The 23,666-nt window shown below is 67.3% G+C and carries 23 protein-coding genes; 13 read left to right on the top strand and 10 right to left on the bottom strand.

All coding sequences use genetic code 11. From position 1 onward, the window contains the following. Nucleotides 1–57 precede the first annotated feature (57 nt). The 3 genes from U1769_RS01060 to U1769_RS01050 all read left to right on the top strand — a co-directional run bounded on the left by U1769_RS01060 (nucleotide 58) and on the right by U1769_RS01050 (nucleotide 1,755). On the top strand, nucleotides 58–1,098 hold the full coding sequence (locus U1769_RS01060) for a potassium channel family protein (RefSeq protein WP_332710935.1): 1,041 nt from the start codon (nucleotides 58–60) through the stop codon (nucleotides 1,096–1,098). Nucleotides 1,099–1,166: 68 nt separating this feature from the next. After that, a complete protein-coding gene (locus U1769_RS01055) occupies nucleotides 1,167–1,301 on the top strand; it encodes a hypothetical protein (RefSeq protein ID WP_332710933.1) in 135 nt (44 codons plus the stop codon). Between the two features lie 136 nt (nucleotides 1,302–1,437). After that, nucleotides 1,438–1,755 (top strand): hypothetical protein, encoded by a 318-nt coding sequence (locus tag U1769_RS01050; protein ID WP_332710932.1) that lies wholly within the window; start codon nucleotides 1,438–1,440, stop codon nucleotides 1,753–1,755. A gap of 41 nt (nucleotides 1,756–1,796) precedes the next feature. Here the strand turns inward: U1769_RS01050 and U1769_RS01045 are convergent, their stop codons facing one another. Then, nucleotides 1,797–2,042 carry a hypothetical protein gene (locus U1769_RS01045; RefSeq protein ID WP_332710930.1) on the bottom strand — a complete coding sequence of 82 codons (246 nt, stop codon included), beginning with the start codon at nucleotides 2,040–2,042 and terminating at the stop codon, nucleotides 1,797–1,799. 202 nt (nucleotides 2,043–2,244) lie between these two features. Between U1769_RS01045 and rarD the strand changes: the two genes are divergently transcribed. Next, nucleotides 2,245–3,144: an EamA family transporter RarD gene (gene rarD / locus U1769_RS01040; RefSeq protein ID WP_332710928.1), complete on the top strand. Its 900-nt coding sequence runs from the start codon at nucleotides 2,245–2,247 to the stop codon at nucleotides 3,142–3,144. 16 nt (nucleotides 3,145–3,160) lie between these two features. Here the strand turns inward: rarD and U1769_RS01035 are convergent, their stop codons facing one another. Then, nucleotides 3,161–5,173, bottom strand: a complete 2,013-nt coding sequence (locus U1769_RS01035; RefSeq protein ID WP_332710927.1) for a GMC family oxidoreductase N-terminal domain-containing protein — start codon at nucleotides 5,171–5,173, stop codon at nucleotides 3,161–3,163. 152 nt (nucleotides 5,174–5,325) lie between these two features. Beyond that, the gene (locus tag U1769_RS01030; RefSeq protein WP_332710925.1) at nucleotides 5,326–7,821 is read right to left on the bottom strand and encodes a TonB-dependent receptor; all 2,496 of its coding nucleotides are present in this window, start codon (nucleotides 7,819–7,821) and stop codon (nucleotides 5,326–5,328) included. Nucleotides 7,822–8,068: 247 nt separating this feature from the next. Here U1769_RS01030 and U1769_RS01025 point away from each other — a divergent pair, with 247 nt between their 5' ends. The 4 genes from U1769_RS01025 (at nucleotide 8,069) to U1769_RS01010 (ending at nucleotide 12,893) form a co-directional block, all read left to right on the top strand. After that, the gene (locus tag U1769_RS01025; protein ID WP_332710923.1) at nucleotides 8,069–10,180 is read left to right on the top strand and encodes a nuclear transport factor 2 family protein; all 2,112 of its coding nucleotides are present in this window, start codon (nucleotides 8,069–8,071) and stop codon (nucleotides 10,178–10,180) included. A 182-nt stretch (nucleotides 10,181–10,362) separates the two neighbouring features. Continuing rightward, nucleotides 10,363–11,508 (top strand): extracellular catalytic domain type 1 short-chain-length polyhydroxyalkanoate depolymerase, encoded by a 1,146-nt coding sequence (locus tag U1769_RS01020; protein ID WP_332710921.1) that lies wholly within the window; start codon nucleotides 10,363–10,365, stop codon nucleotides 11,506–11,508. Between the two features lie 191 nt (nucleotides 11,509–11,699). Beyond that, nucleotides 11,700–12,113: a GFA family protein gene (locus U1769_RS01015; protein WP_332710920.1), complete on the top strand. Its 414-nt coding sequence runs from the start codon at nucleotides 11,700–11,702 to the stop codon at nucleotides 12,111–12,113. A gap of 375 nt (nucleotides 12,114–12,488) precedes the next feature. Continuing rightward, complete coding sequence (locus U1769_RS01010; RefSeq protein ID WP_332713568.1) at nucleotides 12,489–12,893, top strand: group III truncated hemoglobin; 405 nt, start codon at nucleotides 12,489–12,491, stop codon at nucleotides 12,891–12,893. Here U1769_RS01010 and U1769_RS01005 read toward each other — a convergent pair. The 4 genes from U1769_RS01005 to U1769_RS00990 form a co-directional block, all read right to left on the bottom strand. Further along, nucleotides 12,883–13,776 carry a hypothetical protein gene (locus U1769_RS01005; RefSeq protein WP_332710918.1) on the bottom strand — a complete coding sequence of 298 codons (894 nt, stop codon included), beginning with the start codon at nucleotides 13,774–13,776 and terminating at the stop codon, nucleotides 12,883–12,885. The genes U1769_RS01010 and U1769_RS01005 overlap by 11 nt on opposite strands. 10 nt (nucleotides 13,777–13,786) lie before the next feature. Further along, on the bottom strand, nucleotides 13,787–14,782 hold the full coding sequence (locus U1769_RS01000) for an SPFH domain-containing protein (RefSeq protein WP_332710916.1): 996 nt from the start codon (nucleotides 14,780–14,782) through the stop codon (nucleotides 13,787–13,789). A 2-nt stretch (nucleotides 14,783–14,784) separates the two neighbouring features. Further along, on the bottom strand, nucleotides 14,785–15,531 hold the full coding sequence (locus U1769_RS00995) for an NUDIX hydrolase (RefSeq protein WP_332710914.1): 747 nt from the start codon (nucleotides 15,529–15,531) through the stop codon (nucleotides 14,785–14,787). An 85-nt stretch (nucleotides 15,532–15,616) separates the two neighbouring features. Next, nucleotides 15,617–17,119, bottom strand: coding sequence for an FAD-dependent oxidoreductase (locus U1769_RS00990; RefSeq protein ID WP_332710913.1), 1,503 nt, complete (start codon nucleotides 17,117–17,119; stop codon nucleotides 15,617–15,619). Nucleotides 17,120–17,250: 131 nt separating this feature from the next. Between U1769_RS00990 and U1769_RS00985 the strand changes: the two genes are divergently transcribed. The 3 genes from U1769_RS00985 to U1769_RS00975 all read left to right on the top strand — a co-directional run bounded on the left by U1769_RS00985 (nucleotide 17,251) and on the right by U1769_RS00975 (nucleotide 19,624). Beyond that, nucleotides 17,251–17,655 carry a MarR family winged helix-turn-helix transcriptional regulator gene (locus tag U1769_RS00985; RefSeq protein WP_332710911.1) on the top strand — a complete coding sequence of 135 codons (405 nt, stop codon included), beginning with the start codon at nucleotides 17,251–17,253 and terminating at the stop codon, nucleotides 17,653–17,655. A 128-nt stretch (nucleotides 17,656–17,783) separates the two neighbouring features. Further along, the gene (locus U1769_RS00980) at nucleotides 17,784–18,107 is read left to right on the top strand and encodes a hypothetical protein (protein WP_332710909.1); all 324 of its coding nucleotides are present in this window, start codon (nucleotides 17,784–17,786) and stop codon (nucleotides 18,105–18,107) included. A 71-nt stretch (nucleotides 18,108–18,178) separates the two neighbouring features. Continuing rightward, nucleotides 18,179–19,624, top strand: a complete 1,446-nt coding sequence (locus U1769_RS00975; protein WP_332710907.1) for a M6 family metalloprotease domain-containing protein — start codon at nucleotides 18,179–18,181, stop codon at nucleotides 19,622–19,624. A gap of 15 nt (nucleotides 19,625–19,639) precedes the next feature. Here U1769_RS00975 and U1769_RS00970 read toward each other — a convergent pair whose 3' ends face one another. From U1769_RS00970 to U1769_RS00960, 3 genes are all read right to left on the bottom strand, one after another. Then, entirely contained in the window at nucleotides 19,640–20,116 is a 477-nt protein-coding gene (locus tag U1769_RS00970) for a hypothetical protein (protein WP_332710906.1), read from the bottom strand. Nucleotides 20,117–20,230: 114 nt separating this feature from the next. Continuing rightward, the gene (locus U1769_RS00965) at nucleotides 20,231–21,421 is read right to left on the bottom strand and encodes an alpha/beta hydrolase-fold protein (RefSeq protein WP_332710904.1); all 1,191 of its coding nucleotides are present in this window, start codon (nucleotides 21,419–21,421) and stop codon (nucleotides 20,231–20,233) included. A 189-nt stretch (nucleotides 21,422–21,610) separates the two neighbouring features. Beyond that, entirely contained in the window at nucleotides 21,611–22,219 is a 609-nt protein-coding gene (locus U1769_RS00960; protein WP_332710903.1) for an FMN-dependent NADH-azoreductase, read from the bottom strand. 109 nt (nucleotides 22,220–22,328) lie between these two features. Here U1769_RS00960 and U1769_RS00955 point away from each other — a divergent pair, with 109 nt between their 5' ends. After that, nucleotides 22,329–23,243, top strand: a complete 915-nt coding sequence (locus U1769_RS00955; RefSeq protein ID WP_332710901.1) for a LysR family transcriptional regulator — start codon at nucleotides 22,329–22,331, stop codon at nucleotides 23,241–23,243. Nucleotides 23,244–23,247: 4 nt separating this feature from the next. Further along, the gene (locus U1769_RS00950) at nucleotides 23,248–23,661 is read left to right on the top strand and encodes a thiol-disulfide oxidoreductase DCC family protein (RefSeq protein ID WP_332710899.1); all 414 of its coding nucleotides are present in this window, start codon (nucleotides 23,248–23,250) and stop codon (nucleotides 23,659–23,661) included. The last annotated feature ends 5 nt before the right edge of the window (nucleotides 23,662–23,666 follow it).

Here is a 23,666-nt window from a genome sequence, read left to right as displayed (position 1 = left end):
CATAGCAAAGCGCGCAATCCAGCTTCTTCTTGCCACGTCGCCGCGCTACACGGGCTGATGCTGCGCGGCCCGTCCTATCAGGATAGCTTTTTGAGCCTGCGCCGGAAAAGCCGGACGCCTGTCTGGCTGTCTTTGGTGTGGCGTGTCCTGCTCGCGATCGGGCTGATCTGCATCGCGCTCGCCGTGCACTGGTTCTACCGGGACGGGCTGCGCGACCATGTCGACGGGGTGATCACCTTCAGCGATGTGCTCTATTTCACAATGATCACCATCACCACGGTCGGTTATGGCGATATCGTGCCGGTCACGCCGCAGGCGCGGATGTTCGATACGTTCGTGGTCACGCCGATCCGGCTGTTCGTGTGGCTGATCTTCCTTGGCACGGCCTATGATTTCCTCCTCAAGCGCGTCTGGGAGAAATGGCGTATGAGCGTTATCCAGCGGCATCTGCATGGCCATATCGTGGTCGCCGGCTATGGCACCAGCGGGGCGGAGGCCGTGTGCGAGCTGATCCGGCGCGGCCACGGTGCCGATACCATCGTCGTCATCGACGAACGCCCCGCCGCGCTGCACCTGGCCGAGGCGTGCGGCGCGACCGTGCTCGAGGGCGACGCCACCCGCAACCTGACGCTCGAGGCAGCGAAGATCGACAAGGCGCGCGCCATCATCATCTCGGCCGGGCGCGACGATACCTCGATCCTGATCGTGCTCACGGCCCGCCGCCTGGCGCCCGACGTGCCGATCAGCGTCGCGATCCGATCGGAGGATAATGAAGCGCTCGCCCGTCAGGCCGGCGCAACCACCGTCATCAACCCGGCGAGCTTTGCCGGACTGCTGCTCGCCGGCTCGACGCACGGGCCGCACATCGCCGACTATATGGCCGATCTCGCCGCCGCGGACGGTGCCGTCGCGTTGCACGAACGTGCCGTGACCGCCGACGAGGTGGGCAAGCCGCTCGCGCTGATCGGCACCGGGCTCGGCGTGCGCATCTACCGCAACGATCGCGCTTATGGTTTCTGGGAAATCGAGGCCGGCCATCTCGAACCCGGCGACGCCATTCTCGAGGTGGTGCCGCGCACTCGCGAACACCCCCGCTGAACGGCTGCGGAACTCAAGGCGCGCTCATGCATTGATTGAAGTAACGAGAAACGTTGGAGAGCGCCAAAATGGCCAAAGTAATACAGGCTCCGGCACCTGACCTGACCCGCGAGAATCACGGATTTCCCGGCGGCGTCGCCTTTTTGATCATGGTCCTCGTCTCGATCGCTCTTTGGGCTGCGCTGATCGCGTTCATCGCCTGAAGACCTTCGGCGCCGAACACTTAGCTCCTCCTTTGCACCGCAAGAAGATCGCCGCGCATTCTGCGTTAACTTGACCCATATCATTGCGGTGCCACCAGGATGGGCCGATGCCTGTGTCATTGCACGGGAGGCGCGCTTGGACATTTCATGGAATGAAGATTCGGTCGCCGCAATGCGACCGCGCGACACCGACAAGGCCAGTGGCGATCTGCAGGTCGTCGCGCAGGGGCCGCTGACCCGCGTGCTCGATGCCATAGCGGCCGGTTTCGCCACCGATATCGGGCGGATGCGCATTTCCTTTCCGGAGCGCCGCAAGCCGCCCTTCCGCTACGAAGGCGCTGAAATAGCGGCACTGCTGGCGGAACGCGGCCGCGCGTTGCGCGCGGTTTCGCTCAATGCTGTTGCTGCTGAGGCATCGATCCGACGAGCGCGATCGCCAGCGCGGAGAGCATGACGGCCAGCCTGACCGGCTCTTATTCTACAGCCGGCGAGCGTTCAGTGCCCCGGTGCGTCCAGTTCGACGCCGTCGATCGGAAAACCGAGCCCGGTAAGCTCGACCAGCGCCTGATCGAGCCTGATGCCGACCTCGGTCAGGCCCAGCGCGTCGGCCACGATCAGCGCTTCGATCAGCCTGGCGGCCAGATCGGCTTCGGCGCGGTCAAGCGGCGCCGGGCGCCGGCGCTGCGGGGCAAGAGTGGTTACGGCGGCCGAGCCGAACCCGGCGCGCGATAGAGAGTTCATCACAATCCTCGTTTCAGCGGTCGTGCGGCCTCGTGGCTGGCACCCGCGCGGTGCCCGCTACCCGATTCGCCCGGTGCAGCCTACTCCGGAATATTGCGGGCCCGAAGCGCTCTGACACGGGAGTTCGGTGAGGGAACCCTTCTGCGCGACAAAGCGGAATTGTGTGAGCCGCCTTCCCGTTTCCACGCTAACGGCCAGCCGCGTGACTGATTCCCCATCTTCCCCTGCGTCGCCGCCGGCCCGGACCGGCGTGTTCCTCGGTATCGCCGCCTACACTTTGTGGGGCTTGCTGCCGCTATATCTCAGGCTGCTCGAGCATGTGCCGGCGGCGCAGATCCTCGCGCACCGCGTGCTGTGGTCGGCGTTCCTGCTGGTCGTCGTCGCGGTGCTGTTCCGGCGCCTGCCGGCCATCATCGCCGCGGTGACCCGCCGTACGCTGCTGCTGTTGACCGCCACGGCTCTGCTCATTGGCGCCAACTGGCTCGTCTATATCTGGGCGGTGCAGAACGGGCATGTGCTCGATGCGAGCCTTGGCTATTTCATCAATCCGCTGGTCAATGTCGTGCTCGGCGTGGTGGTGCTGGGTGAGCGGGTGCGCCGCATCCAGGGCGCGGCGATCGCGCTGGCGGCGGTCGGCGTGGCGATCATGGCGGTGTCGAACGGCGGCAGCATCTGGATTTCGCTCGAACTCGCCTTGACCTTCGGATTCTACGGCCTGCTGCGCAAGGTCGCGGCGATCGACGCGCTGGGCGGATTGTTGATCGAAACCCTGCTGCTCGCGCCCTTCGCGCTCGTGCTGGTGCTGATGACTCAGGCCGATGGCACCGGCGCCTTCGGCCATCAGGGCGTGAGCACCGATGTGCTGCTGATCATTGTCGGCGCGCTCACCGCGGCGCCGCTGCTGCTGTTCGCCGCGGCGGCCCGGCGCATGCCCTATACCGCGCTCGGCCTGCTCCAATATATCGCGCCGACGCTGCAATTCCTGCTCGCGATCCTGGTGTTCGGCGAGCATCTGCGGCCGCACGATCTCGCTGCCTTTGCGCTGATCTGGGCCGGGCTGGCGGTCTATGCGGTCGATGTCGTGCGCGCCGCGCGGGCGTGATTGTGCAGGCCGCCCGTCACATTACGGCGAAGGGATTCCGGCCGGCCGTCGCGTAGCGCGCCATCGCCATCGTGGTCAGCTGCGCGTTGACGCGGATGCAGCTGGTGAAGGTGCTGGCATCGGTGACGATCACGTTGCTGGTGCCATGGACGCGGCATTCGAGATCGACCACGCCCCGGGCGGGATCGGCGTTGCGGCCATTGCCCCCTTGCGGGTGCGAGCTCGCCAGGGTGACGTCGTCGGCCTCGTGGATCGCATCGTCGAAGAAACGGTCGACATCCTGGTCGGGACGGAGCGCCTGGCCGCGCGCGAGCGCTGGATAGACCTCGGCCGCGCCGGCCGCGAAATGCACCCGCGCCAAGGTCGCCAGCGCGCGCCGCAGCAGCGGCAGCTCGACGTCGCGGCGCAGTTTGAAATGCAGCCCGCCCTTGATGAGGCGTCCGCACCGGTCGGCCGGAATCAGCACGCCGGCCGAGGCGAGCCGGCCATAATTGCGCATCCGCCGGGCATGGTCGCCGAACCAGCCGGGCATCAGCGTCGACATGCTCATCGGTGGCTGGAAATGCGATTCGAGCAGGAAGTCGCCGCGATCGACATAGGTCGTCATCTGGTCCTCGTCCCACGCATTGAGCGGCGTGTCGCCCGGCATGCGCGCGACGACCGGGCAGGAGACGTTCAGCGACATGTCGGTGCCCGTGCCCTCGATCCCGCTACGATCGAGGATGCGGCTGGAGGCGATCGCCCCCGCCGCGACGACCACGCCGCTGGTCGCGCGCACGAAGCGCTTGCGGCCGTCCTCCAGCACCAGTTCAACGCCCTCGGCGATGCGCCGCCCGGCACCGTCGCGCTCGTCCTTCCAGCGAATCCGGCTCACCTCGGCCTCGGCCAGGATGCGCGCGCCGTCGCGCCGGGCATCGATCAGGAAGGATTGCGCCGTGCCCTGCTTGCGCCCGTAGGGGCAGCCGGTGTTGCAATAGCCGCAATAGGCGCAGTCGGCGCCGATGCTGCGGGGGCCGTAATTCTTGCTGAACCACGTCGCCGGCGCGGCCGCGTCGTGCGGATCGCCGGTCGCGGCGGCATAAGCGGCCCAGCCGCGCAGCAGATGCGTGCCATTGTTGCGCCCGGTCCCGGGGCCGACCGGCTCGACGCCCAGCCGGCGCTCGACCGCTTCATAAGCGAGGCCGAAGCGCGCTTCGGCGACCGGCGCGCCGAGCGAGGCCCAGCGCGCAAAGACATTGTCCGCGCCGGCATGGACCAGGCCGGGCTGCTGCACCCGCAGGCAGATGCCGTTGTTGATCACGGTCGATCCGCCGACGCAGCGCCCCTGGAACACGACGATGTCGTGATCGCGCGTGTTCTGCAGCCCGCCGTCGACGAACAGCCGCGCGGTCATGCGCGCTTCCTCATGGGTGATGCGGCTGGACGGGTAATGCGGCCCCGCCTCGATCACCAGCACGTCATGCCCCTGCGCGGCGAGCGTCGCCGCTGCCACCGCGCCGCCCGCGCCGGATCCGATGACGATCACGCCGGCGCTCTCCGGCACATCGTCTTCGCCGACGAAATCGTCATGGCGCAGGTCTCGCCCGTCGAACAGGCCGATCGGGACTTCACCGGCCCCGCGGGTGCGATGGGCGGGCAGGGTGAAGCCGATCTGCGCGAGCACCGGGTTGGCCCGGTTGTCGTTCTGGTCGACGCCCTCCCAATGGCCGTAATAGCCGGCATAGATGACGCCCCGGATGCGGGCGAGATCCTGCATGAGGTTGTTGCTCGATCGGCCCAGCCGCCGCTCGACCCGCCGCGCGCGCCAGGCGGGGCCGGCGATCAGGAAGATCGGGCCGCCCAGCACGAAGCACAAAAGCCATAGCGACAGTGCGATCTCGCGCGGCTTGTTGCCGTGGAACAGGGCGAACTGGCGCTGGAGATTGTCGACCACTTGGTCGGCCGTGATGACCATCTCGCTGCCGTGGAACAGCGCCTCGGTCAGCGCCTTCAGCATGGCGGCTTCGATCGGGTTGAACGGCTTGCGCATAGGAATCCCCCGGAACAAGCGGGACCCCGTGGTGCAGGTCGGCGCCGCCGGAGTGTAGGCGAGCCGGTCGATCGGGGCAATTTGGGCGGCGGCGTCCCGACGGGACTTTCAACCGTTATGGTTATAACGGTGCCGGCCGCCCAACGGCCCCCTTAGAACCGCTTCCCGAGCGTCAGATACCATTCGCGGCGCGGCGCCGGCTGCGCATCGGTCTGCGGGAAGCCGATGCCCTGGTAATCGAACACGTTGCGATAATAGACCTTGTTGAACAGGTTGGTGACGCCGGCCGCGATCGTAAAATCATGATCGGTGTTGGCATAGGCGATGCGCCCGTTGAACAGCGATCGCGCGGGCATCAGGTGGTTGTATTTGGTCGATGTGCCGCTGACCACCTGGCTCGATTCGTAGGTCCAGTCGAGCCGCGGGGTGATCGATCCGCCGATCGCATCGGCCAGGATCTCGTACTGGACGCCGGCATTGGCGGTCCAGAACGGATTGAACTGGCGGCGGTTGACCGCGCGCGCCCTGATATCGTCCGCCATGAATTTCGACCAGCCGACCGATCCGTTGACGACCAGCCGGTCGATCGGGTTGATCGTATATTCAAGCTCCGCGCCGCGCACCGTTGCCGGCAGGTTGCGATAATAGGTGCGGCCGATGCAGACGATGCCGGTGCCTGCAGGCACGGTGGCCGTGCCGCACTGAGTCGAGCCCGGCGGACCGCCCGGCAGCGGAATGAGCACCTGGTTGCCCGCCAGCGGCTGCGATTGCTGAGTCAGCTGCGCTTCGGCACCGCCGATCGAGGACGGGCGGTTCTTGAAATCGGTGTAGAAGGCGGCGGCATTCAGGCGCACCCGGCGATCGAACAGATCGAGCTTCGCGCCCAGTTCATAGGCGACGCTGTCATTGCCGTCGAACTGGGTGACTTGCGATGGTTGCAGCGGGCGCGGATTATAGCCCGGCAGCGAATTGCCCGTCGCGGCCAACGCATAGACGAGCACCCGGCTGGTCGCCTGGAAATTGACGCCCGCCTTCCAGCTGAACTTCTGCTGTTCCGGCGTCACGTTGAACCGGATGTCGGAGGCGACGGGGGTGATGTCGGCCAGGTTGGTGAACTTCACCACCTTCTTGTCGTCAGAATAGCGCGCGCCGACCACGATCCCGAGCCGCTCGCCGAACGGGCGGACCGTGGCATTGGCGAACACGGCCTTGCTGGTCGGATCATAGGTGGTGAAGATCGTGCGCTGGCCGCCCGAACTGGGCGAGATGATGTTGGCGTGCTGCACGCCCGCCGCATCGAAATAGAAGCCGCCGACCACCCAGTCGATCAGCGCCGATTTGCCGGACAGGCGCATCTCGGCCGTGAAATAGCTCTGCCGGATATCGTTGATGACATGCTCGACCGCGATCGGCATGCCGTCGGTGTCGAAGGTGTGGATCTCGTCGAGCACACGGTAGCCGAGCACCGTGGTGAGATCGATATCATTGCCCAGATCCCAGTTGAGCTTGCCCGACAGGCCCCAGTTGGTGAGGTTGTTGTGCGGCGGGATGACCGATCCGCCACGGGTCGGGCGGCCGTTTACCGTGGTGCCATTATAATAGGTGTTGGTCGGGATGATCGTGCCCGCCGGGATCGGATCGGCATAGCTGACATAGGTGGTGAAGGGATCGCCGGTGATGAATCGGCTGTCCACCACCAGGCCGTAATAGGCCGCCGCCGTCTTGATATTGTTGTTGGCGCGGGCCGGATCGACATCGACCACCGTGTCGGCCGCATTCTCCGAGGTGTCGCGGATATAATCGGCGTTGAGCGTCAGCTTAACGCCGGGCGCCGGCTGCCACATGAAGCTGCCGCGCACCGCGCGCACATCCTCGCCGCCGAGATAGCCGACCGTGCAATCGTCCGCCTTGAAATTGGGCGTGCCCGCCTGCAGCGGATTGCCGATCGGGAAGGTCCCGGCAAGCGCTGGCGTCCCGCGGCGATTCATCTCGCAGGTGAAATCGAGGCGGCGCTGATAGCCCCGGCGCTCCTTCGACAGGCCCGACACCATGATCGCGGCGTTTTCGCCGATCGGCAGGTTGAAGCCGGCGCGCAGATCGGTGCGGTTGCGCGTGCCGACGGTGAACTCGGCATAGGCCGATGTTTCTGTCGCCGATGGCTGCTTGCCGACGACGTTGACCGCTCCGGCCAGCGAGTTGCGGCCGAACAGCGTGCCCTGCGGCCCGCGCAGCACTTCGATATGATCGATGTCGAGCAGATCGAAATTCGCGCCGAGCAGCAGCGGATAATAGACGTCGTCGATATAGAAGGCGACCGCCGGCTCGCCCGCCAGGCTGGTGTCGCCCGATCCGATGCCGCGGATGAAGGCGGAGACGCCGGGGCCGAAGGCGCCCTGCACGCGGCGGAACTGCGCGTTCGGCACGACCGAGGTGAGATCCGCGATATTGGTGATGCCGCGTTCCTGCAGCGCGTCGGAGGTGACCGCGGTGATGGCGATCGGCGTGTCCTGCAGGTTGGTCGATTGCCGCGTCGCCGTAACGACGATGTCTTCGATGCCGTCCCGCGCGGGTTCTTCCGCTGCCTGGGCCTGGGCGGGCGTTTGGGCCTGCGCCGCGGGCAGCATGATCAGCATCGATGCCGACGCCAACAATGCCCTGCTTAGAAATGCGAATGATGATGTGCCAGGGCGCTCCGCCCCGGAATGAGCACACGCGTGCGACGTTTCGGCACGCACTGCGCCAGCCAATTGGCTCAAGCCTGTCATAGCCCCTCTCCCCATTTTCGGGTTCAGCTGCCGATTTCTTGTCGGGTTATTGCCCGGCGAATCGATTTGCTGCCCGCATCCCCTCTGGCCGGGATCGGAAGAAGGCACTTGTCCAATGGGGCCGAATGTCATGTCGAAAACGGCACTGCCCTTCGTCGGGCCTTGCCATCGCGCGCCGCGCTGCGTGAAGCTGCCGGGCAACGAAAAAGGGGTGAGGATGATGGCGCAGATGCGCAAATGGGCGCTGGCCCCGTTGGTGGTGATGCTGGCCGGCGCCAGTCCCTCGCAGCGCCCGGTGCCGGCGCCCATCGATCGCCCCGGCACGCCAGCGGCGGACAGCGTCGATCGCCTGGCGCGCGACGTCCAGCGTGTCGAATCGCTGCGCGCGGTGAAGGACCTGCAGCGTGCCTATGCCCAATATGGACAGGCCGGGCAGTGGCGCGACATGGCGGCGCTGTTCGTGACGGGCGGGCGGATCGAGTGGGGCGGCAAGCGCATCGCGGGGCAGGGCGCCATCGCCGCCTGGCTCGGTCAGCGCGGACATGGCGGGCGGCCCGGCACGCTCGCGACGGAGCTGATCGACGAGCCGCTCGTGACGCTCTCGGCCGACGGCACCAGTGCGCAGGGGCGCTGGATGAGCCTGTCGCTGCTGGGCGACGGCCAGGGCAATGCGCGCATCGAAGGCGGCGTTTACGAGAATGATTATGTCCGCGGCCCGCGCGGCTGGCGGATCGCCACCGCCCGCTATTTCCCCCAGTTCGAGGGTGGCTATGCCGAGGGCTGGACCAATATCGGCGGGCGGGACCTGCCCGTGGTCCCCTATCGCATCACCCCCGACCAGACGGGCGTTCCGGTGCCCCCGGCTTCGGGCCCGGCGCGGAAGACCGGCGCCAGCCTGGCCGAAATCCAGCGCCGCATCCTCGCCCTCAATGACGAGGACGCAGTCCGCAACGTCCAGAACGCCTATGGCTATTATGTCGATCGCAAGATGTGGGACGATGTCGTCGATCTCTTCGCGCCCGATGCCGTGGCGGAGATCGGCGCGTCCGGCACCCAGCGCGGGCAGGCCGGCGTGCGACGTGCGCTGGCGCGCATGGGGCCGGCCGGGCTGCGGCACGGCGAACTCAACGATCGCCCGCTGTTCGACACGATCGTGCGCGTGCTGCCCGGCGGGCGCGAAGCGGAGAGCAGGGGCATTGAGCTCGGCATGCTCGGCGATGCCGACAAGGGCACGGCCGAGTGGGAGATCAGCGTCTTCCGCAATCGCTTCGTCAAGCAAGACGGCCTGTGGAAGCTCAGCGAGCTGCGCGTCGTCCCCCTGCTCCGCGCGGACTATTATGTTGGCTGGGGCAAGGGCACGCGGCGCGTCCAGGTTCCTGCGTTGCTCGGCCCTGCGCCTGCAGCCTCACGTGCGGCGATCCACGCGCCCGCCGCCTCCACGCTGGCCGATGCGCGCCGCCGCCTGCAGCGCTCGCTCGCCTATGATGCCGTCGAGAACGTCTCGTCAGCCTATGGGCTCTATATCGACGATTTTCAGTGGCCGCAGATGGGCGCGATCTTCGCCGTCAAGGGCAACAAGCAGTCGCCCTTCGTCGGCTATTATCTCGGGCGCGACCGGATCATGGGGGCGGTCAACGCCACCTGGGGGCCGCCGCCGGAGACGCGCCCGGGCATTTCCTATCACTGGCGCACCCAGCCGGTGATTCATGTCTCGCACGATGCCCGCTCGGCCAATCTGCGCACGCGCCTGTTCCAGCCGCGCACGTCGAAGGAACCGAGCAGGGCAGGGCAATTCTACGCCGCGGGTTTCCACGGCGGCATGTATCCCAACGACCAGTTCGTGCTGGAGGACGGCATCTGGCGGCTGTGGAGCCTGACCATCGACGAGCCCTATTTCTTCTCGGTCGACTGGAAAACCGGCTGGTCCGCGGCGAAGGACCCGAAAGAGGGCACTGCACCGAGCCCGAGCGCGCTGTTCCGCAAATACCCGCCCGATATCCCGATCACTGCGCTCGGCCGTCGCGAGGAGGGGTTCCGCGGCGGCACCGGCAAGACGATCACCTGGCCGGGCATCCTGCCGATGTGGTTTCACTACCGCAATCCGGTGAGCGGCCGCGTGCCGGACAATTACTGGCCCGATTGCGTGCCCTGCGTTCAGATGCCGCAGGCGAGCATGACCCGGCATGGCTATCAGATGCCGCCGAACGGACCGGAAATCGATGGGGTGGAAGTCGCGCGCTGAGCAGGGTGGTGGTGTCCGATTTTCCGGAGTGGTCTCCCATCGGCCACCGAACGGTAAATCGGATCGCCAGCCATATCCCGTAACGTGCCGGCAAGGTTTATTGTGCACTGCAGCAACAATAGTCGCTATGAGCCGTTGGTAACGTGCGGACGATTCGTCCGCCCCCCGGGGGACCCGATTTCATGCGTACGCTTTCCGACACCATCAAGCGGCTCGCCGCCGCCCATCCCGGCGCCGCGCCCGTCCGTGTCGGCCGAGATCGCCTCGCCGACATGGCCTTTACCGGTCCCAATCCGGGCCAGCTCCGCGCGCGCCAATATCTGCCCGCGAACCTCAAGCCCGGCGCCGCGCTGGTCGTGGTGCTGCATGGCTGTACGCAGGATGCGGCCGGCTATGATCATGGCTCGGGCTGGTCGACTTTGGCCGATCGCCACGGCTTCGCTTTGCTCTATCCGGAGCAGCAGCGTTCGAACAACCCGAACCTGTGCTTCAACTGGTTCGTGCCGGAGGATATCGCCCGCGAGGGCGGCGAGGCCGAATCGATCGCGGCGATGGTCGCGCAGATGCTGGCCGAGCATGATCTCGATTCGGCGCGCGTGTTCGTCACCGGCCTGTCGGCCGGCGGCGCGATGACGGCGGTGATGCTCGCCACCCGGCCGGAGCTGTTCGCCGGCGGGGCGATCGTCGCTGGCCTGCCTTATGGCTCGGCCACGACCATCCCCCAGGCGTTCGATCGCATGCGCGGTCATGGCGGCCCGGCAGGGCCCGAACTGGCCGATCGCGTCCGCCGCGCCTCGGACCATGACGGTGCCTGGCCGGCGCTGTCTGTCTGGCATGGCACGGCCGACCACACGGTCGCCGTCTCCAACATGGAGGATATCGTGGCACAGTGGCTGCCGCTCCACGGCCTCGGCACCGCGCCTTCGCACAGCGAGGTGGAGGGCCGTCATCAGCGCCGCGTGTGGCAGGACAAGGCCGGCCGGCCCGTCATCGAAGCGCATGCCATCGCCGGCATGGGCCACGGCACCCCGGTCGCCCCGGACGTGTCGGGCTGCGGCGCGGCCATGCCGCACATGCTCGATGTCGGCGTCTGCTCGACCGGGCACATCGCCAGCTTCTGGGGCATCGCCGGGGCAGTGAAGACGCGCAAAGCACCCGCCGCCAAGGTCGCGCCCGCCACCGCCACCGCGCCCGCCGCCCGCGCCAAGCCCGCCACGCCACCCCTGCGCGCTGCCGCCCGGCCCCGGCCGATCCCGGTCCAGGCCGATGCGTCGGGCGTGAAGAAGGTGATCGAGGACGCGCTCCGCGCCGCGGGGTTGATGCGCTAGCATGCCTTGGATCGGGTCGATCCACCAACCCCGTTCGCCCTGAGCGTGTCGAAGCCCGCTCTTCTCTTTCCGCGGAAGAGAGAACGGCCCTTCGACACGCTCAGGGCGAACGGGAAGAGGTGATTGATCAGGCGAGTCACCCAATGCCGCCTTGGCTTGCCCCGGCCATATCCCGCCCGTAAACTGCCGCCATGCCGGATGCGCTCATCACTGGCGGCTGCCTCTGCGGCGCAGTGCGCTACGCCGCCGATCGCGCGCCCGATTATGCCGGCTATTGCTGCTGCGCCGATTGCCGCCGGGCCTCGGGCTCGGGCTTCATCCCGTTCATGGGCTTTCCCGCGACCGCTTTGCGCTTCACCGGCGCGACGGTGCAGGTCCGCTCGACGGCGTTTCGCGGTGGGGAGGCAGTGCGCAATCGCTGCCCTTCATGCGGCAGCCTCGTGTTCGGCGGCGTGGTCGGCCAGGACGCGTCGCACACCATCTATGCCGGATCGCTCGACGATCCTTCCTCGTTCAGCCCGTCCATCGCCCTGTTCGATCGCGACCGCCCCGAATGGGTCGTCCTGCCGCCGGGGCTGACGGTGTTCGCGACCATGCCGGATTGATCCCGGCTTTCCGGATCGCCGACGATATCCAGCCGCGCCCGGGGTGCGTGGGTTCTCTTCCTACCTTTGGATCGCCGTCGCCGTCTCGATCGTCCCAGGTTATCCCGGACGATCGGCAGTATCAGGGCAACGCCGCTGGTCAGCACCGCGATGATGGCGAAAGTGATGATCGCCGGGATCATTGCCGGCCGTTGGCGGAAAGCGGTGAGCCCGGTGGCGATGGCAGGTTTCGCGCAACTGTCATCCGGCGGCCCTCTTCTCTGAGCTGAGCCATCGTCGCATATTTTCCCGGCCGACGCGAGAGGCATGGCCGCTCCGGCCCTATACGGGATATTACGTATGATCCCGGTGCGCCCGGTGCGGCAAGGCGGTGCGATGGACAATATCGTGACCCCGACCGAAGCCGATCTCGCGCGGCTCGTGCCCGCCTTCTACGCGCGGGTGCGGCAGGACGCGCTGATCGGCCCGGTGTTCGAATCGGCGATCGACGACTGGGAGGATCATCTCGGGCGGCTGGTCGCCTTCTGGTCGTCGGTTATGCTCACCACGGGCCGCTACAAGGGCAATCCCGTGGCCGCCCATCTGAAGCATCTCGCGACGATCACGCCGGTGATGTTCGATCGCTGGCTCGCGCTCTGGGCGGCGGTCACGGCGGAGATGCTGTCGGCGCCAAAGGCGGCGGCGCTGCAGGACAAGGCGGCGCGGATCGCCGAAAGCCTCAAATACGCGCTCTATTTCCGGTTGCCGCCCCGGCCCGGTTCGGCGCCGCTCAGCCGGTAATCAGGTTGAGCGACCGTTCCGCCGGGCCGATCGTCACCAGCCGGCCCCAGTCGAAGGCGAGGAAGTCCTGCTCGATCCCGTCGGCGAAGATCACCCCGCCGTCGTTCATCCGCGACGTGACCGCGAGCGGCGCAGCGCTCAGCCGGCCGGCGCGGAGCGCGGTGCCAGTCGAGACGCTGGGAAAGGGCTCGCGCACGAAATAGGCGACCGCGCGCTCCTCGACGCCGATTGCGAACGGCTGGTGCGTCGCTTCCATGATCGATCGGGCCCAGCCGGTCGCGCCCGTGCCCGAGGCGACGATCAGCCCGCTCGACGACTGGTCCTCGCGCCCGTCCTCCGCCGCCAGGCTGTAGCGCGCCGACTGGTGGCTGCGATGCCCGACGAAGATCTCGTTGAGCGCCAGCAGCTTCTCGCCCGTATCGAGCGCTGCCTCGACCATCGTGCGGTGTTCGGCGGCCGCACCGCCCGCGATTCCGGCCGGCAACAACCGGCCGAGCCGCCCGATCGGCACGCGCACCAGCACCCCGTCATACAGGTCCGGCGCCGGGTTGATCCCGAACACCGGCTGGCCGGTCAGATATTTCGCCACATTGGCGACCAGCCCGTCCTGCCCGACCGCGACCACCGCATCCTCCGGCCCGAACAGAAAGCGGTCGAGATCGGCGCGCTGCACCAGCGCCTGCCGCCAGGTGTCCGGCACCGCCGCGCGCGCCGCGCGCAGCGCCGCGTGGAGCTGGTCGTGACGCGCTTCGAGATCCTCCAGTCGCTGCCCGCGCGTCTTCAGGAAGAAGCGCGCCTGCTCGCGCGTCGCGTGGCGCGCGAGCAGCAGCTCGTAATCGGTCTCGCGCGTGACGAAGACGGCGCGGGGCGTGATCGTCGACATCGCCCCGGCCTCAGGCGGCGGGCTGCGGCGCGGGCAGCGCGGTCGCCTCGCGGCGGAACTCGCCCATCAGCGTCGCGAGCAGGTCCGGCGTGACGTTCAGATGCTCGATCGTGTCGAGTTTGCCCGCAAGTTCGCGCGCGGCCAGGCCAAGCATCACGCCCGGCGGCAGGTCGCGATAGATCGCGATATGCGCGGTCTCGGCCTCGGCCCGGGCGCTTTCCACGGTGCGGATCCGCTCGGCCTCGGCCGCCGCCTCGATCTGCTGCGCCTCGGCCAGGCCGGTCGCGCGGTCGCGCGCATTGCCGGTCTCCTCGGCGATCAGCTGCTTCTCGCGCCGGGCCAGCTCGGTCTTGTTGGCCAGTTCGTTCTCGGCGATCGCGCGTTCCTTGTCGACGGCAAGCGCGCGGCGCTCGAAGGTCGCTTCGTCGGCCTTTTGCTGCAACGCCTCGAAGGTCGGGGTCTGCAACGCCCGTTCCAACTCGCTGGAGGGCGCGAGGTTGGTCAGCCGGATCGCGGCGACCGCGATGCCGATCTCGGCCAGCGCCGGATCGCCGCCCAGCGCCGCTTCCAGTGCCTTGCGCAACGGCTCCGGCCCGGCATCGAGCAGCGCCCGCACTGGCTCCTGCGCCAGATATTGCAGCGCCGCCTGGTTGACCAGGCCAGCGAGCCGCGTTTCGATCTGCTGGATCGGCTCGCCCTTCAGCACGCCGTTGAACACCCCGATGGTGAAATCCACCCGGCTCGCCAGCAGGACGGGATCAGTGACGTGCCAGGTCAGCGTGCCCTGCACCGCGACCGTCTGGAAATCCTTGCTCCGGCCCTTCACGAACAGCGCCATTTCGCGATCGTCCATCGGCAGCTCGGCCAGGCTCGCGGTTTCGGGCCTGAACCAGAAGACCAGCCCGCGCCCGCTCTGCCGCATGTGGCCGTTGCGATACCGGATCACATGGTTGCTGGCATCGCTGCGCAGCTGGGCGAAGAAGCCGAAGTTCCGAATATACGCCATGATCATTCTCCCCGGGGATTGGTGGGTTCGGTGGGACGGTAGCGAAACAGCTCGGCCGGCCGGAACGATGCGCCGGTCTCGCGCGCGCCGGTCGCCTCCAGCCAGCCGCGATCGAGCATGCGGCGGCGAAAGCCGGGCTTGTTGAGGGGCATGCCCAGGATCGCCTCATGCACGTCCTGCAGCGCGCGCAGCGTGAACAGCTCTGGCAGCAGGGCGAAGGCGACCGCCGAATAATCGAGCTTGCCGCGCAGCCGCAGCATGGCGAGGCCAAGGATGTCGGCATGATCGAAGGCAAGCGGCAGGGGATCGCCGTCCGGCGATTGCGCCGTCACCGGCCCGCCAGTCTCGCCCGGCCAGGGCACGGCGATCCGCGCCAGCATGAGATCGGGCGATGCCTTCAGCGCGGCGGCGAAGCGATCGGCCGGCAGCAGCGCAAAATAGGCGATGCTGACGATGCGCATGCGCGGATCGCGATCGACCGCGCCGAAGCTGTAGAGCTGCTCGACATAGGCGCCCGCCATATGCGCGCGGGTGGCGAGCACGCGGTGCGCGGCGTCGTCCAGGCTTTCGTCCGGCTTCACGAACCCGCCCGGCAGGGACCAGCGGCCGAGATGCGGATGTTCCGCACGCCGCACCAGCAAGGCGGCGGGCGCCCCATCGACCACGCTCATCAGGACGAGGTCGACCGCCACTGAAAGCGGTTCATAGACCGTTGGATCATAGGCCTGGAGAAAGGTCGATTCGTCCACGCGACACCTTATATGCAATTCGCATCTTAGTTATGCGCGAATCGGATATAAGTGTCAAGCCGCCCCATAATGCCGCCCGGGTCGCCTATCTCTCATGCTCCAGGCCAAGTCCCACCAGCGCCAGATACGCCTCCAAAGTGGCGCTCTCGCCCGCGCCGATAATCGCCCCGACATAGCCGTCCGGGCGGATCAGCACCCTGCCGCCGGGGGCCAGCGCATAGGCGCGCTCGACATGCCCGTCCCAATCGACCAGGTCGCCGCGCGCGCCGATATCGTGGATGTGCAGGCCGGGGCGGGCCGGCACTTCGTCCGCGACGTCCCGCCCCAGCAGAGTCCAGTGCGGGCCGGCGAACAGCGTGAACAATCGGCTCGGCTGGCCGGCGGCGCCGAGGACCGGCGCATCCGGCGCGCGGTCTCCCGCCAGCAGCCCACCGGTCCGCGCCGGCCGTTCCAGCGCCAGCGACGACTCGGCATAACCAAGGTCGAGCTGGTGCACCTCGCGTCCGCGGCGCATCTCGCCCCGGCCGCTGGCTTCCAGCAGCCTGGTCGCCAGGCCGAGCATGCCAGCGGCGATCGGCCGGCGTTCCTCCTCATAGCTGTCGAGCAGCGCATCCGCCGCACCGCGCAGCACCGCCGCCAGCTTCCAGCCGATATTATAGGCATCCTGCATGCTGGTGTTCAGGCCCTGGCCGCCGGTGGGCGGATGGACATGCGCTGCGTCGCCCACCAGGAACACGCGGCCCACCCGATACCGATCGGCCAGCCGTGCGTTCATGGTGAAGGCCGATGCCCAGGCGATCGAATCGATACGGATATCGTCGCGGCCGGTCCGGTCGCGCACCATCGCATTCAGGCCGGCGACGGACAGGTCAGCTTCGCCGTCGAGCGGGATCGGCGCCTGCAGCTGGAACAAATCGGTCCCGGCGAGCGGGCAGAAGGATATCTGCCGCACCATCGAATCCCCGTTGAAGCGGTGCCAGGCCGCGTGATCGATCCCGCTCAGCAGGACATCGGCGGCAATGGCGCGCACGCCGAGCGTCTTGCCCGGAAAGCCGATGTCCAGCGCCTGGCGCACGAAGCTGCGCCCGCCGTCCGCGCCGACGAGATAGCGTACACGCAGAGTCTCCGCGCCCGCCGGGCCGGCCAGCTGCACGGTCACGCCGGCCGCGTCCTGCTCGAAGCCGGTCAGCGTGCAGCCGAATTCCGGCCGGTGCCCCAGCTCGATCAGCCGGTCGCGCATGATGGCCTCGGTCATGGACTGCGGCACCATCAGCGGCATGTGATAGGGTTCGGCCGGGGTCGGATCGGTGAGCTCCATCACGGCGGATTCGGCGTGGCTGCCATCGTCGCGATATTCGCGTTGCGGCGGATAGGGCCCGCCCGCCGCGACGAGCCGGTCGAGGATGCCGAGATCCTCGAAAATCTCCTGGCTGCGCGGCTGGATGCCCTTGCCGCGCGATCCGCTGAACGGTTCGCTGCGTTGCTCCACCAGCCGGAACGAAACGCCCCGGCGCGCCAGATCGATCGCCAGCGCGAGCCCGGCCGCGCCGGCTCCGCAGATCAATATGTCGGTACAATCCTCTGTCATCGCCACCTCCATGTGTGTATTATGCACATATTAGGAGGACCAGCATGTCGTCAAGAAAAAATGTGCAAGATACACATATATCGGATCAGATCCGGATTCTGCACGGGGCGCTGATCGATATTGTCGGGGTGATGAACCGCCCCCAGGGCGACGAGCGCATGGTGCGGGAGGCCGGCATCGCGCTCGATGGCGCACTGTTCCCATTGCTGGTCGGCATCGAGCGGCGCGGCCCGATCGGGGTGGTCGATCTCGCCGACCGGGTCGGGCGCGACTACACCACCGTCAGCCGCCAGGTCGCCAAGCTGGAAACCCTGGGCCTGGTCGAACGTCAGGCGAGCGCGGCGGACCGGCGCGTCCGCGAAGCGGTGGTGACGCCCAGGGGCAAGACCATGACGGACGCCGTCGACCTTGCCCGGGATCGCATGGGCCGCTCGATCTTCGAAAGCTGGGAGGAACGGGACATCGCCGAACTGGTGCGGCTGATGCGTAAATTCGCCGACGATATCACCGCGCCGGACAGCCCGGCGGGCGCCTGAGCAGCGGTCGGCCTCACCGGGCACGCTCCTCGATGCAATGATCGCCCGCGGCTGTGACGGCCGTCACGCGTGCCCAGCTCAAATCGGATTATCCCGGGCTCGGTTGCATTCATCCGAGGGGACGAACAATGACGGACAAGCTGTTCGAGAGCTACAACGCGGCGCTGACGCAGCGCGTCGGCGATCTCGCGGTCGCGGGCGATCCGGCCCGGGTCCAGCAGGTGCTGGACGACGCCAGGATCGAGGCGGTGGAGAATGCGCGGATCCCCGATACGTTCGTCTATAAGGCGACCGTGATCGTGCTCGGCGCCAGCGTGATCCTGGTGATCCTCGCTCAATTGGCGATCGTGATGATCGTCGGCCACGACAAGATCCCGGACGGCATCATCGCCATCGGGTCCGCCGCGATCGGCGCCCTTGCCGGCTTGCTCGCCCCCGCCCCGAACGCCTGATCGCCTTTCGCAGCGGCGTCGAGCGCCGCAGCGAAAGGCCGCACACTCCCCTTTTCCCGAAGGAGGAAAAGATGCTGCATGCCGTGACTCCCTTTGGTGCGGATGCCTGTTGCAGGGACCGTTGCCAGGTTCCGCCATCGCCCTATCTTCTTTCCCGGCTGCACGCGCGCTATCTCGCGCTGATCGCCGAAGGGCGGCTGCCTTCGGAAACGACGTTCGACCAATATCTCGCGGTCTGGCGCTCCAACCGGCGCGGCGCCAAATATCGCGGGCTCGACGATGGGGCGACCGATACCGGCCCGCTCAATCCTCACGCCCAGAAGATCGATCGGCCGCCGACGCAGCTGCACGGCGAGGTGCGGACGCTGGTGCTGCTCGTCGATTTCCCCGATCTGACGCATCAGGAGGATCTCGGCAGCGCCTATTTCGAACAGATGCTGTTCAGCACCGGCAAGGTGTTCCCGACCGGCAGCATGCGCGATTATTACCGGAAGGTGAGCGGCTGGAACGGCGCCGGCGCCGGGATCGACGTGACCGGGAAGGTGTTCGGATGGTTCCGCCTGCCGAACCCGGTCTCCTTCTATGCCGATGGCAGTTCCGGGATGGACGGGAATTTCCCGAGAAACGCGCAGGGCATGGCCCGCGACGCGGTGCAGGCGGCGATCGCCGCCGGCGTCGATCTGAGCGGCTATGACGTTCTGGGGGAAGGCACGATCACTGCCCTGTTCGTCATCCATGCCGGCCGCGGCGCCGAGACGACCAGCGGCCGCAACGATATCTGGAGCCACAAATGGGTCATCCCGGACAATGGGGTCCCTATCGGAAACGGCGTGCGCGCCAGCACCTATCTGACCGTGCCCGAGGATTGCCATGTCGGCGTCTGCGCCCATGAATGGGGTCATCTCGCCGCGCGCTGGGCGGATTATTACGACACCGGCCGCGTGGCCAATTTCCGGTCGAACGGCCTTGGCGACTATTGCCTGATGGCCTCGGGCTCGTGGGGCGATGGCGGGCTCACCCCGACCTTCCCGAACGGCATGCTGCGGATGTTCCATGGCTGGATCAGGCCTCAACTGGTCGAGCAAACCACGCCGGGCATCGTGCTGGAGCCGGCGGCGGAAGGCGGCGGCGCAGTCGTCATCCGCAATCCCGGCGTGATGACGGAGACGCAATATATCGTCGTCGAATATCGCCGCCGCGGCGGGCAGGACGCGTTCCTGCCGGATGAGGGGATCGCGATCTATGTCGTCGATGAGGCGATCACCAACGTGAACGACGAGAACAGGCTGGCGATCGAGCTGATCCAGGCCGACGGCCGGCGGGATATGGCGCAGATCTTCAACAGTCCGAACCGCGGCGACCAGACCGATCTCTATCCGCTCGGCGACAAGAGAGCGGCCGGGAAGGAGACTACGCCACCGCTGAACATGCCCGGCAATCGCTGGTCGGGCGTCACGATCCGGGTGAACGGAATGCCCGGGGATCCGAAGATGAGCATCGACGTGACGATCGGCTGACGGGGCGGGCCCCGTTCAGCCGGCCTTGCGGCACGCCGCGCTCTGCTGCTCGGCGGAATCCGGCGGCGCGGTCGTGGGCCCTTCGATCAGTTGCGCCCGATCGCCGTCGCTCCACCACATCAGGCTCTTGCCGGGCGATCGGCCGGTGTCCGACCGGTATTTGCTGGTCGTCGTCTCGGACAGGATGTTGTGCAGCTCGAACGTCTTCCCCCCGATCGTCAGGCGCATCACATCCCAGGCGAGATCGTGATCGACCATCACGGTCAGGCCGTTGGTACAGCTGAAGCGGATGGGGCCGTTGGCGCCGTCGGTATCGCGCATTGCGGTGGCCGCGTTTGCGTTCGGCGGCGGCGCCAGGAACGGATCGGCGGGAATCGCGGCGGGCGGGATGCCGCTATTGCCGTCGCCCACGTCAGTCTCCGCATCGGGCGCCCCCGAGCCGCAGCCGGTGAGCATTGCCGCTGCCAGAACCAGAACAAGACACGCACGCATATACCAATTCCCAGGATCGGCGCTGCCATCCGGCAGCGTCGAAGTCTGGCGGTGCGCTAGCACGGCGGTGCCGGCCGCGGCTAGGGAGCCGTGCCGATGGCGTGCGCCGCGACCTCAGTCGCGGAACAGCAGCGGCGCCATTTCGTGCAGGCTCCGCCGCCAGGTCAGGAATTCATGCCCCGTATTGGGCGAGACATAGAAGACGCTGTTGAGGCCTGCGCCTTTCAGCGCCTCGGCGTTCGCCCGCGGATCAACGCGCGGCCCGCCCGGAGGGCCACCGCGACCGCCTTCCAGTTCCCGGCTGCCCGCGCTGACGAAGGTCAGCTTGACCTTCTCCCTGAACCCCGGCGTCTTGTTGACGTCGTCGAGCGAGAAGGTCCCGCCGCTCAACAGGCCGATATAGGCGAATGTGTCGAGGTTCGCGGGCGCGATCAGCTTGGTTTCGAAACCGCCCATGGAAAGGCCCGCCATACCGCGATGGCGCTGGTCGGAAAGCGTGCGGAAATTGGCGTCGATATAGGGGATCAGTTCGTCGACCAGGACGGTCCTGAATGGCTTGATGTCGAAACTGGCCAGGCCGCCGGGCCGCACCTCGTTGGTCATGCCATATGTCATCACGATGATGAATGGCCGCGCCTTTCCGGCGGCGATCAGGTTGTCCATGATCAGATTGGCATGGCCCTGGTTGGCCCAGGCGGTCTCGTCCTCGCCCCAGCCATGCTGCAGATACAGCACCGGATAGCGCTCGCGCTGGTTCTTCTCGTAACCCGGCGGCGTGTAGACGAAGGCGCGGCGTTGCGTGCCGGTGCTGGGGGACGGAAACAATATCTGGGACACCCGGCCATGCGGTACGTCCTTCAGCGCATAGAAATCCGCGTCATGCGCCGGAATCTCGATGCCGCTTTCCCAGCGCGTCGATCCGTAGAAGTTCAACGTGCCCGGGTCGTTGAACGTCCCGCCATCCACGGTCAGGTGGTAATAATGGAATCCCTCGTCGAGCGGACCTTCGGTCGTGCCCGTCCAGGATCCGTCCGTCGCCTTGGTCAGGACGGTGCCGCCGCGTCCGCCCAGGCCGAGGCTCACCTTCACGCTCTGCGCTTCGGGCGCGACGATGCGGAAACGGGCATGGCCCTGCGAATTGACCTGTGGAAATTGCTGGCCCGGCTGGTTCACGGAGGATGGCTTGAAATCCTCCACGATCGCGGCCGGCGCGGGAGTCTGGGCCGGCGCGGCGGTCTGGGCCGAAGCCTGGCCGACGGTGCCGGTTACGATGGCGGCCAACATTGCGGCAACGGCGCGATTCATCAGACTATCCCCCCTGAAACTAAGTCCATGTCCGCTTTCGGCGCGGCATTAATTACTCAGACTTATTGCAGGAGATCGGCTGCGCCGCAAGAGCGGGGAAGGGCCGTGGGGCTTTTACCGGCGTCTTTTCCGTGAGTTTGCGGACGTGGAGCCGCTGGCGGGCCGATCCCGCCAGCGATCTCCCATGCGTCAGGCAGCGAGCTTGCTGATTTCCACCTCGGCGCTGTCGATCGCCTGCTGGCGCTGGGCCTCGCCCATGGCGATGCCTTCGGCGCGGATGAAGCGGATGTCGGTGACGCCGAAAAAGCCGAACACGCCGCGCAGATAGGTTTCCTGATGGTCGAGGAACGCCGCCTGGGTGTCGGCCCCGTAGAAGCCGCCGCGCGAGGAGGCGATGATCACCGTCTTGCCGCCGGCCAGGCCTTCGGCGCCGTTCGCGCCATAGCGGAAGGTGCGGCCCGCGACCGCGAGCCGGTCGATCCATGCCTTGAGCTGGCTGGGGATGCCGAAATTATACATCGGTGCGCCGACCACCACGATATCGGCGGCGAGGAATTCCTCCAGCGCTGCCTGGCCCGCCGCCACGTCCTGCTGCAGCGCGCCGGTCTCGGGCACGGCGCCCTGCGCCGCGGCCAGATGCAGGCCGGTCAGGTGATCGACCGGGTCGGTCGCCAGGTCGCGCCGCACGATCTCGATATCGGGATGCAGCGCCTGCTGCTGGGCGACGATCGACGCCGACAAATGGCGGCTTACCGATCCGGGGCCGAGAATGCTTGAATCGACATGGAGGAGCTTCATGATCTGGGTCCTTCGCAACGAAGAGGAGGTTGCGAAGCGCCAGATATGGACTCGCCGTGTAGCGTAAAAGCCTATATGTTACGATGCATAGTATATGGATTTACGATAGATGCTTGATGCCGTCTCGCTCGATCAGCTGCGCACCTTCCTCGCCGCGGTGGAGGAAGGCAGTTTCTCCGCCGCCGGCCGCCGGCTCGGGCGCGCCCAGTCGGTCGTCAGCCAGACGCTCGGCACGCTTGAACGGCAACTCGGCGTGCAATTGTTCGATCGCAGCGCGCGCTATCCGGCGCTGACCGATGCCGGCACCGCGCTGGTGCCGGAGGCGCAGGCGGTGGCCGGGCGGATGGATGCCTTCAAGGCGCGCGCGCGCGATCTCGCCGGCGGGCTTGAGGCGGAGCTGGCGGTGGCGGTCGACGTGATGTTCCCGATCTTCGTCTTCGCGCACGCGGTGCGCGATTTCCAGGCGACCTTTCCCCACACGCCGCTGCGCGTGAATGTCGAGGCGCTGGGCGCGGTGATCGAGCCGGTCGCCGAGGGGCGGGCGGCCTTTGCCGTGGTCGGCACCCTGCCGCTCGTGCCGGAGGACTTCGTGCAGGAACGGCTGCTGTCGATCCCGCTGATGATGGTCGCGGCGCCCGAACATCCGCTGGCCCAGCGCACCGGCCCGATCCCCCGGGCCGACCTTGCCGAGCATGTCCAGCTGGTCCTCACCGATCGGTCGGATCTGTCGCGCGGCAAGCAGTTCGGCGTGCTTTCGCCCAGGACGTGGCGCATCGCCGATCTCGGCGCCAAGCATGAATTCCTGCGCGCTGGCCTTGGCTGGGGCAGCATGCCGGAGCCGCTGGTTCAGGCCGATCTCGCCGAGGGGCGGCTGGTCGAGCTGGTGCTGGAGGATGGCTGGCCGGAGGGCAATCTGCTGCCGATGCTCGCGGTCCACCGCAAGGATACGCCGCCCGGGCCCGCCGGACGCTGGCTGATCGAGCGGCTGAAGGATACGGTCGCCCGATGCCCCGGCGGGCATTGAGGCAATGGCGGATCATCCCATCCCCCCGCATCCTGTTATCGTGTTCGACGCGGCGTGCGTGCTGTGCTCGGCCAATGCACAGTTCGTGCTGAAGCATGACCGGCGCGACCATTTCCGCCTCGCTTCCATGCAGGGCGAAGTGGGCGCGGCCCTGTTCCGGCGCTTCGGCATCGATCCCGCCGATCCGGAAACGATCATCCTGGTCGATGGCGACAGCGTACGCCTGAACAGTGACGCCGTGATCGCCATCTATGCCGGGCTCGGCTGGCCATGGCGCGCCGCGGCGGCGTTGCGGCTGGTGCCGCGCGCCCTGCGCGATCCGGTCTATCGCTGGGTCGCGCGGAATCGCTACCGGCTGTTCGGCCGGCGCGAGACCTGCTGGCTGCCGACGCCGGAGCAGGCGCGACGCGTGCTTTGAGCCGC

Origin of the sequence: Parasphingomonas zepuensis, from assembly GCF_036663735.1 — a bacterium.
Taxonomy (GTDB): Bacteria; Pseudomonadota; Alphaproteobacteria; order Sphingomonadales; family Sphingomonadaceae; genus Sphingomonas.
The sequence above is the reverse complement of the archived record's forward strand: the minus strand, read 5'-3'. Positions and strand labels throughout refer to the sequence as shown.

Coding starts and splice junctions, on each gene's coding strand:
- U1769_RS01060 (WP_332710935.1), top strand. CDS start 58: ATGCTGCGCGGCCCGTCCTATCAGGATAGCTTTTTGAGCCTGCGCCGG.
- U1769_RS01055 (WP_332710933.1), top strand. CDS start 1,167: ATGGCCAAAGTAATACAGGCTCCGGCACCTGACCTGACCCGCGAGAAT.
- U1769_RS01045 (WP_332710930.1), bottom strand. CDS start 2,042: ATGAACTCTCTATCGCGCGCCGGGTTCGGCTCGGCCGCCGTAACCACT.
- U1769_RS01035 (WP_332710927.1), bottom strand. CDS start 5,173: ATGCGCAAGCCGTTCAACCCGATCGAAGCCGCCATGCTGAAGGCGCTG.
- U1769_RS01025 (WP_332710923.1), top strand. CDS start 8,069: ATGTCGAAAACGGCACTGCCCTTCGTCGGGCCTTGCCATCGCGCGCCG.
- U1769_RS01020 (WP_332710921.1), top strand. CDS start 10,363: ATGCGTACGCTTTCCGACACCATCAAGCGGCTCGCCGCCGCCCATCCC.
- U1769_RS01015 (WP_332710920.1), top strand. CDS start 11,700: ATGCCGGATGCGCTCATCACTGGCGGCTGCCTCTGCGGCGCAGTGCGC.
- U1769_RS01010 (WP_332713568.1), top strand. CDS start 12,489: ATGGACAATATCGTGACCCCGACCGAAGCCGATCTCGCGCGGCTCGTG.
- U1769_RS01005 (WP_332710918.1), bottom strand. CDS start 13,776: ATGTCGACGATCACGCCCCGCGCCGTCTTCGTCACGCGCGAGACCGAT.
- U1769_RS01000 (WP_332710916.1), bottom strand. CDS start 14,782: ATGGCGTATATTCGGAACTTCGGCTTCTTCGCCCAGCTGCGCAGCGAT.
- U1769_RS00990 (WP_332710913.1), bottom strand. CDS start 17,119: ATGACAGAGGATTGTACCGACATATTGATCTGCGGAGCCGGCGCGGCC.
- U1769_RS00985 (WP_332710911.1), top strand. CDS start 17,251: ATGAACCGCCCCCAGGGCGACGAGCGCATGGTGCGGGAGGCCGGCATC.
- U1769_RS00980 (WP_332710909.1), top strand. CDS start 17,784: ATGACGGACAAGCTGTTCGAGAGCTACAACGCGGCGCTGACGCAGCGC.
- U1769_RS00975 (WP_332710907.1), top strand. CDS start 18,179: ATGCTGCATGCCGTGACTCCCTTTGGTGCGGATGCCTGTTGCAGGGAC.
- U1769_RS00970 (WP_332710906.1), bottom strand. CDS start 20,116: ATGCGTGCGTGTCTTGTTCTGGTTCTGGCAGCGGCAATGCTCACCGGC.
- U1769_RS00965 (WP_332710904.1), bottom strand. CDS start 21,421: ATGAATCGCGCCGTTGCCGCAATGTTGGCCGCCATCGTAACCGGCACC.
- U1769_RS00960 (WP_332710903.1), bottom strand. CDS start 22,219: ATGAAGCTCCTCCATGTCGATTCAAGCATTCTCGGCCCCGGATCGGTA.
- U1769_RS00955 (WP_332710901.1), top strand. CDS start 22,329: ATGCTTGATGCCGTCTCGCTCGATCAGCTGCGCACCTTCCTCGCCGCG.
- U1769_RS00950 (WP_332710899.1), top strand. CDS start 23,248: ATGGCGGATCATCCCATCCCCCCGCATCCTGTTATCGTGTTCGACGCG.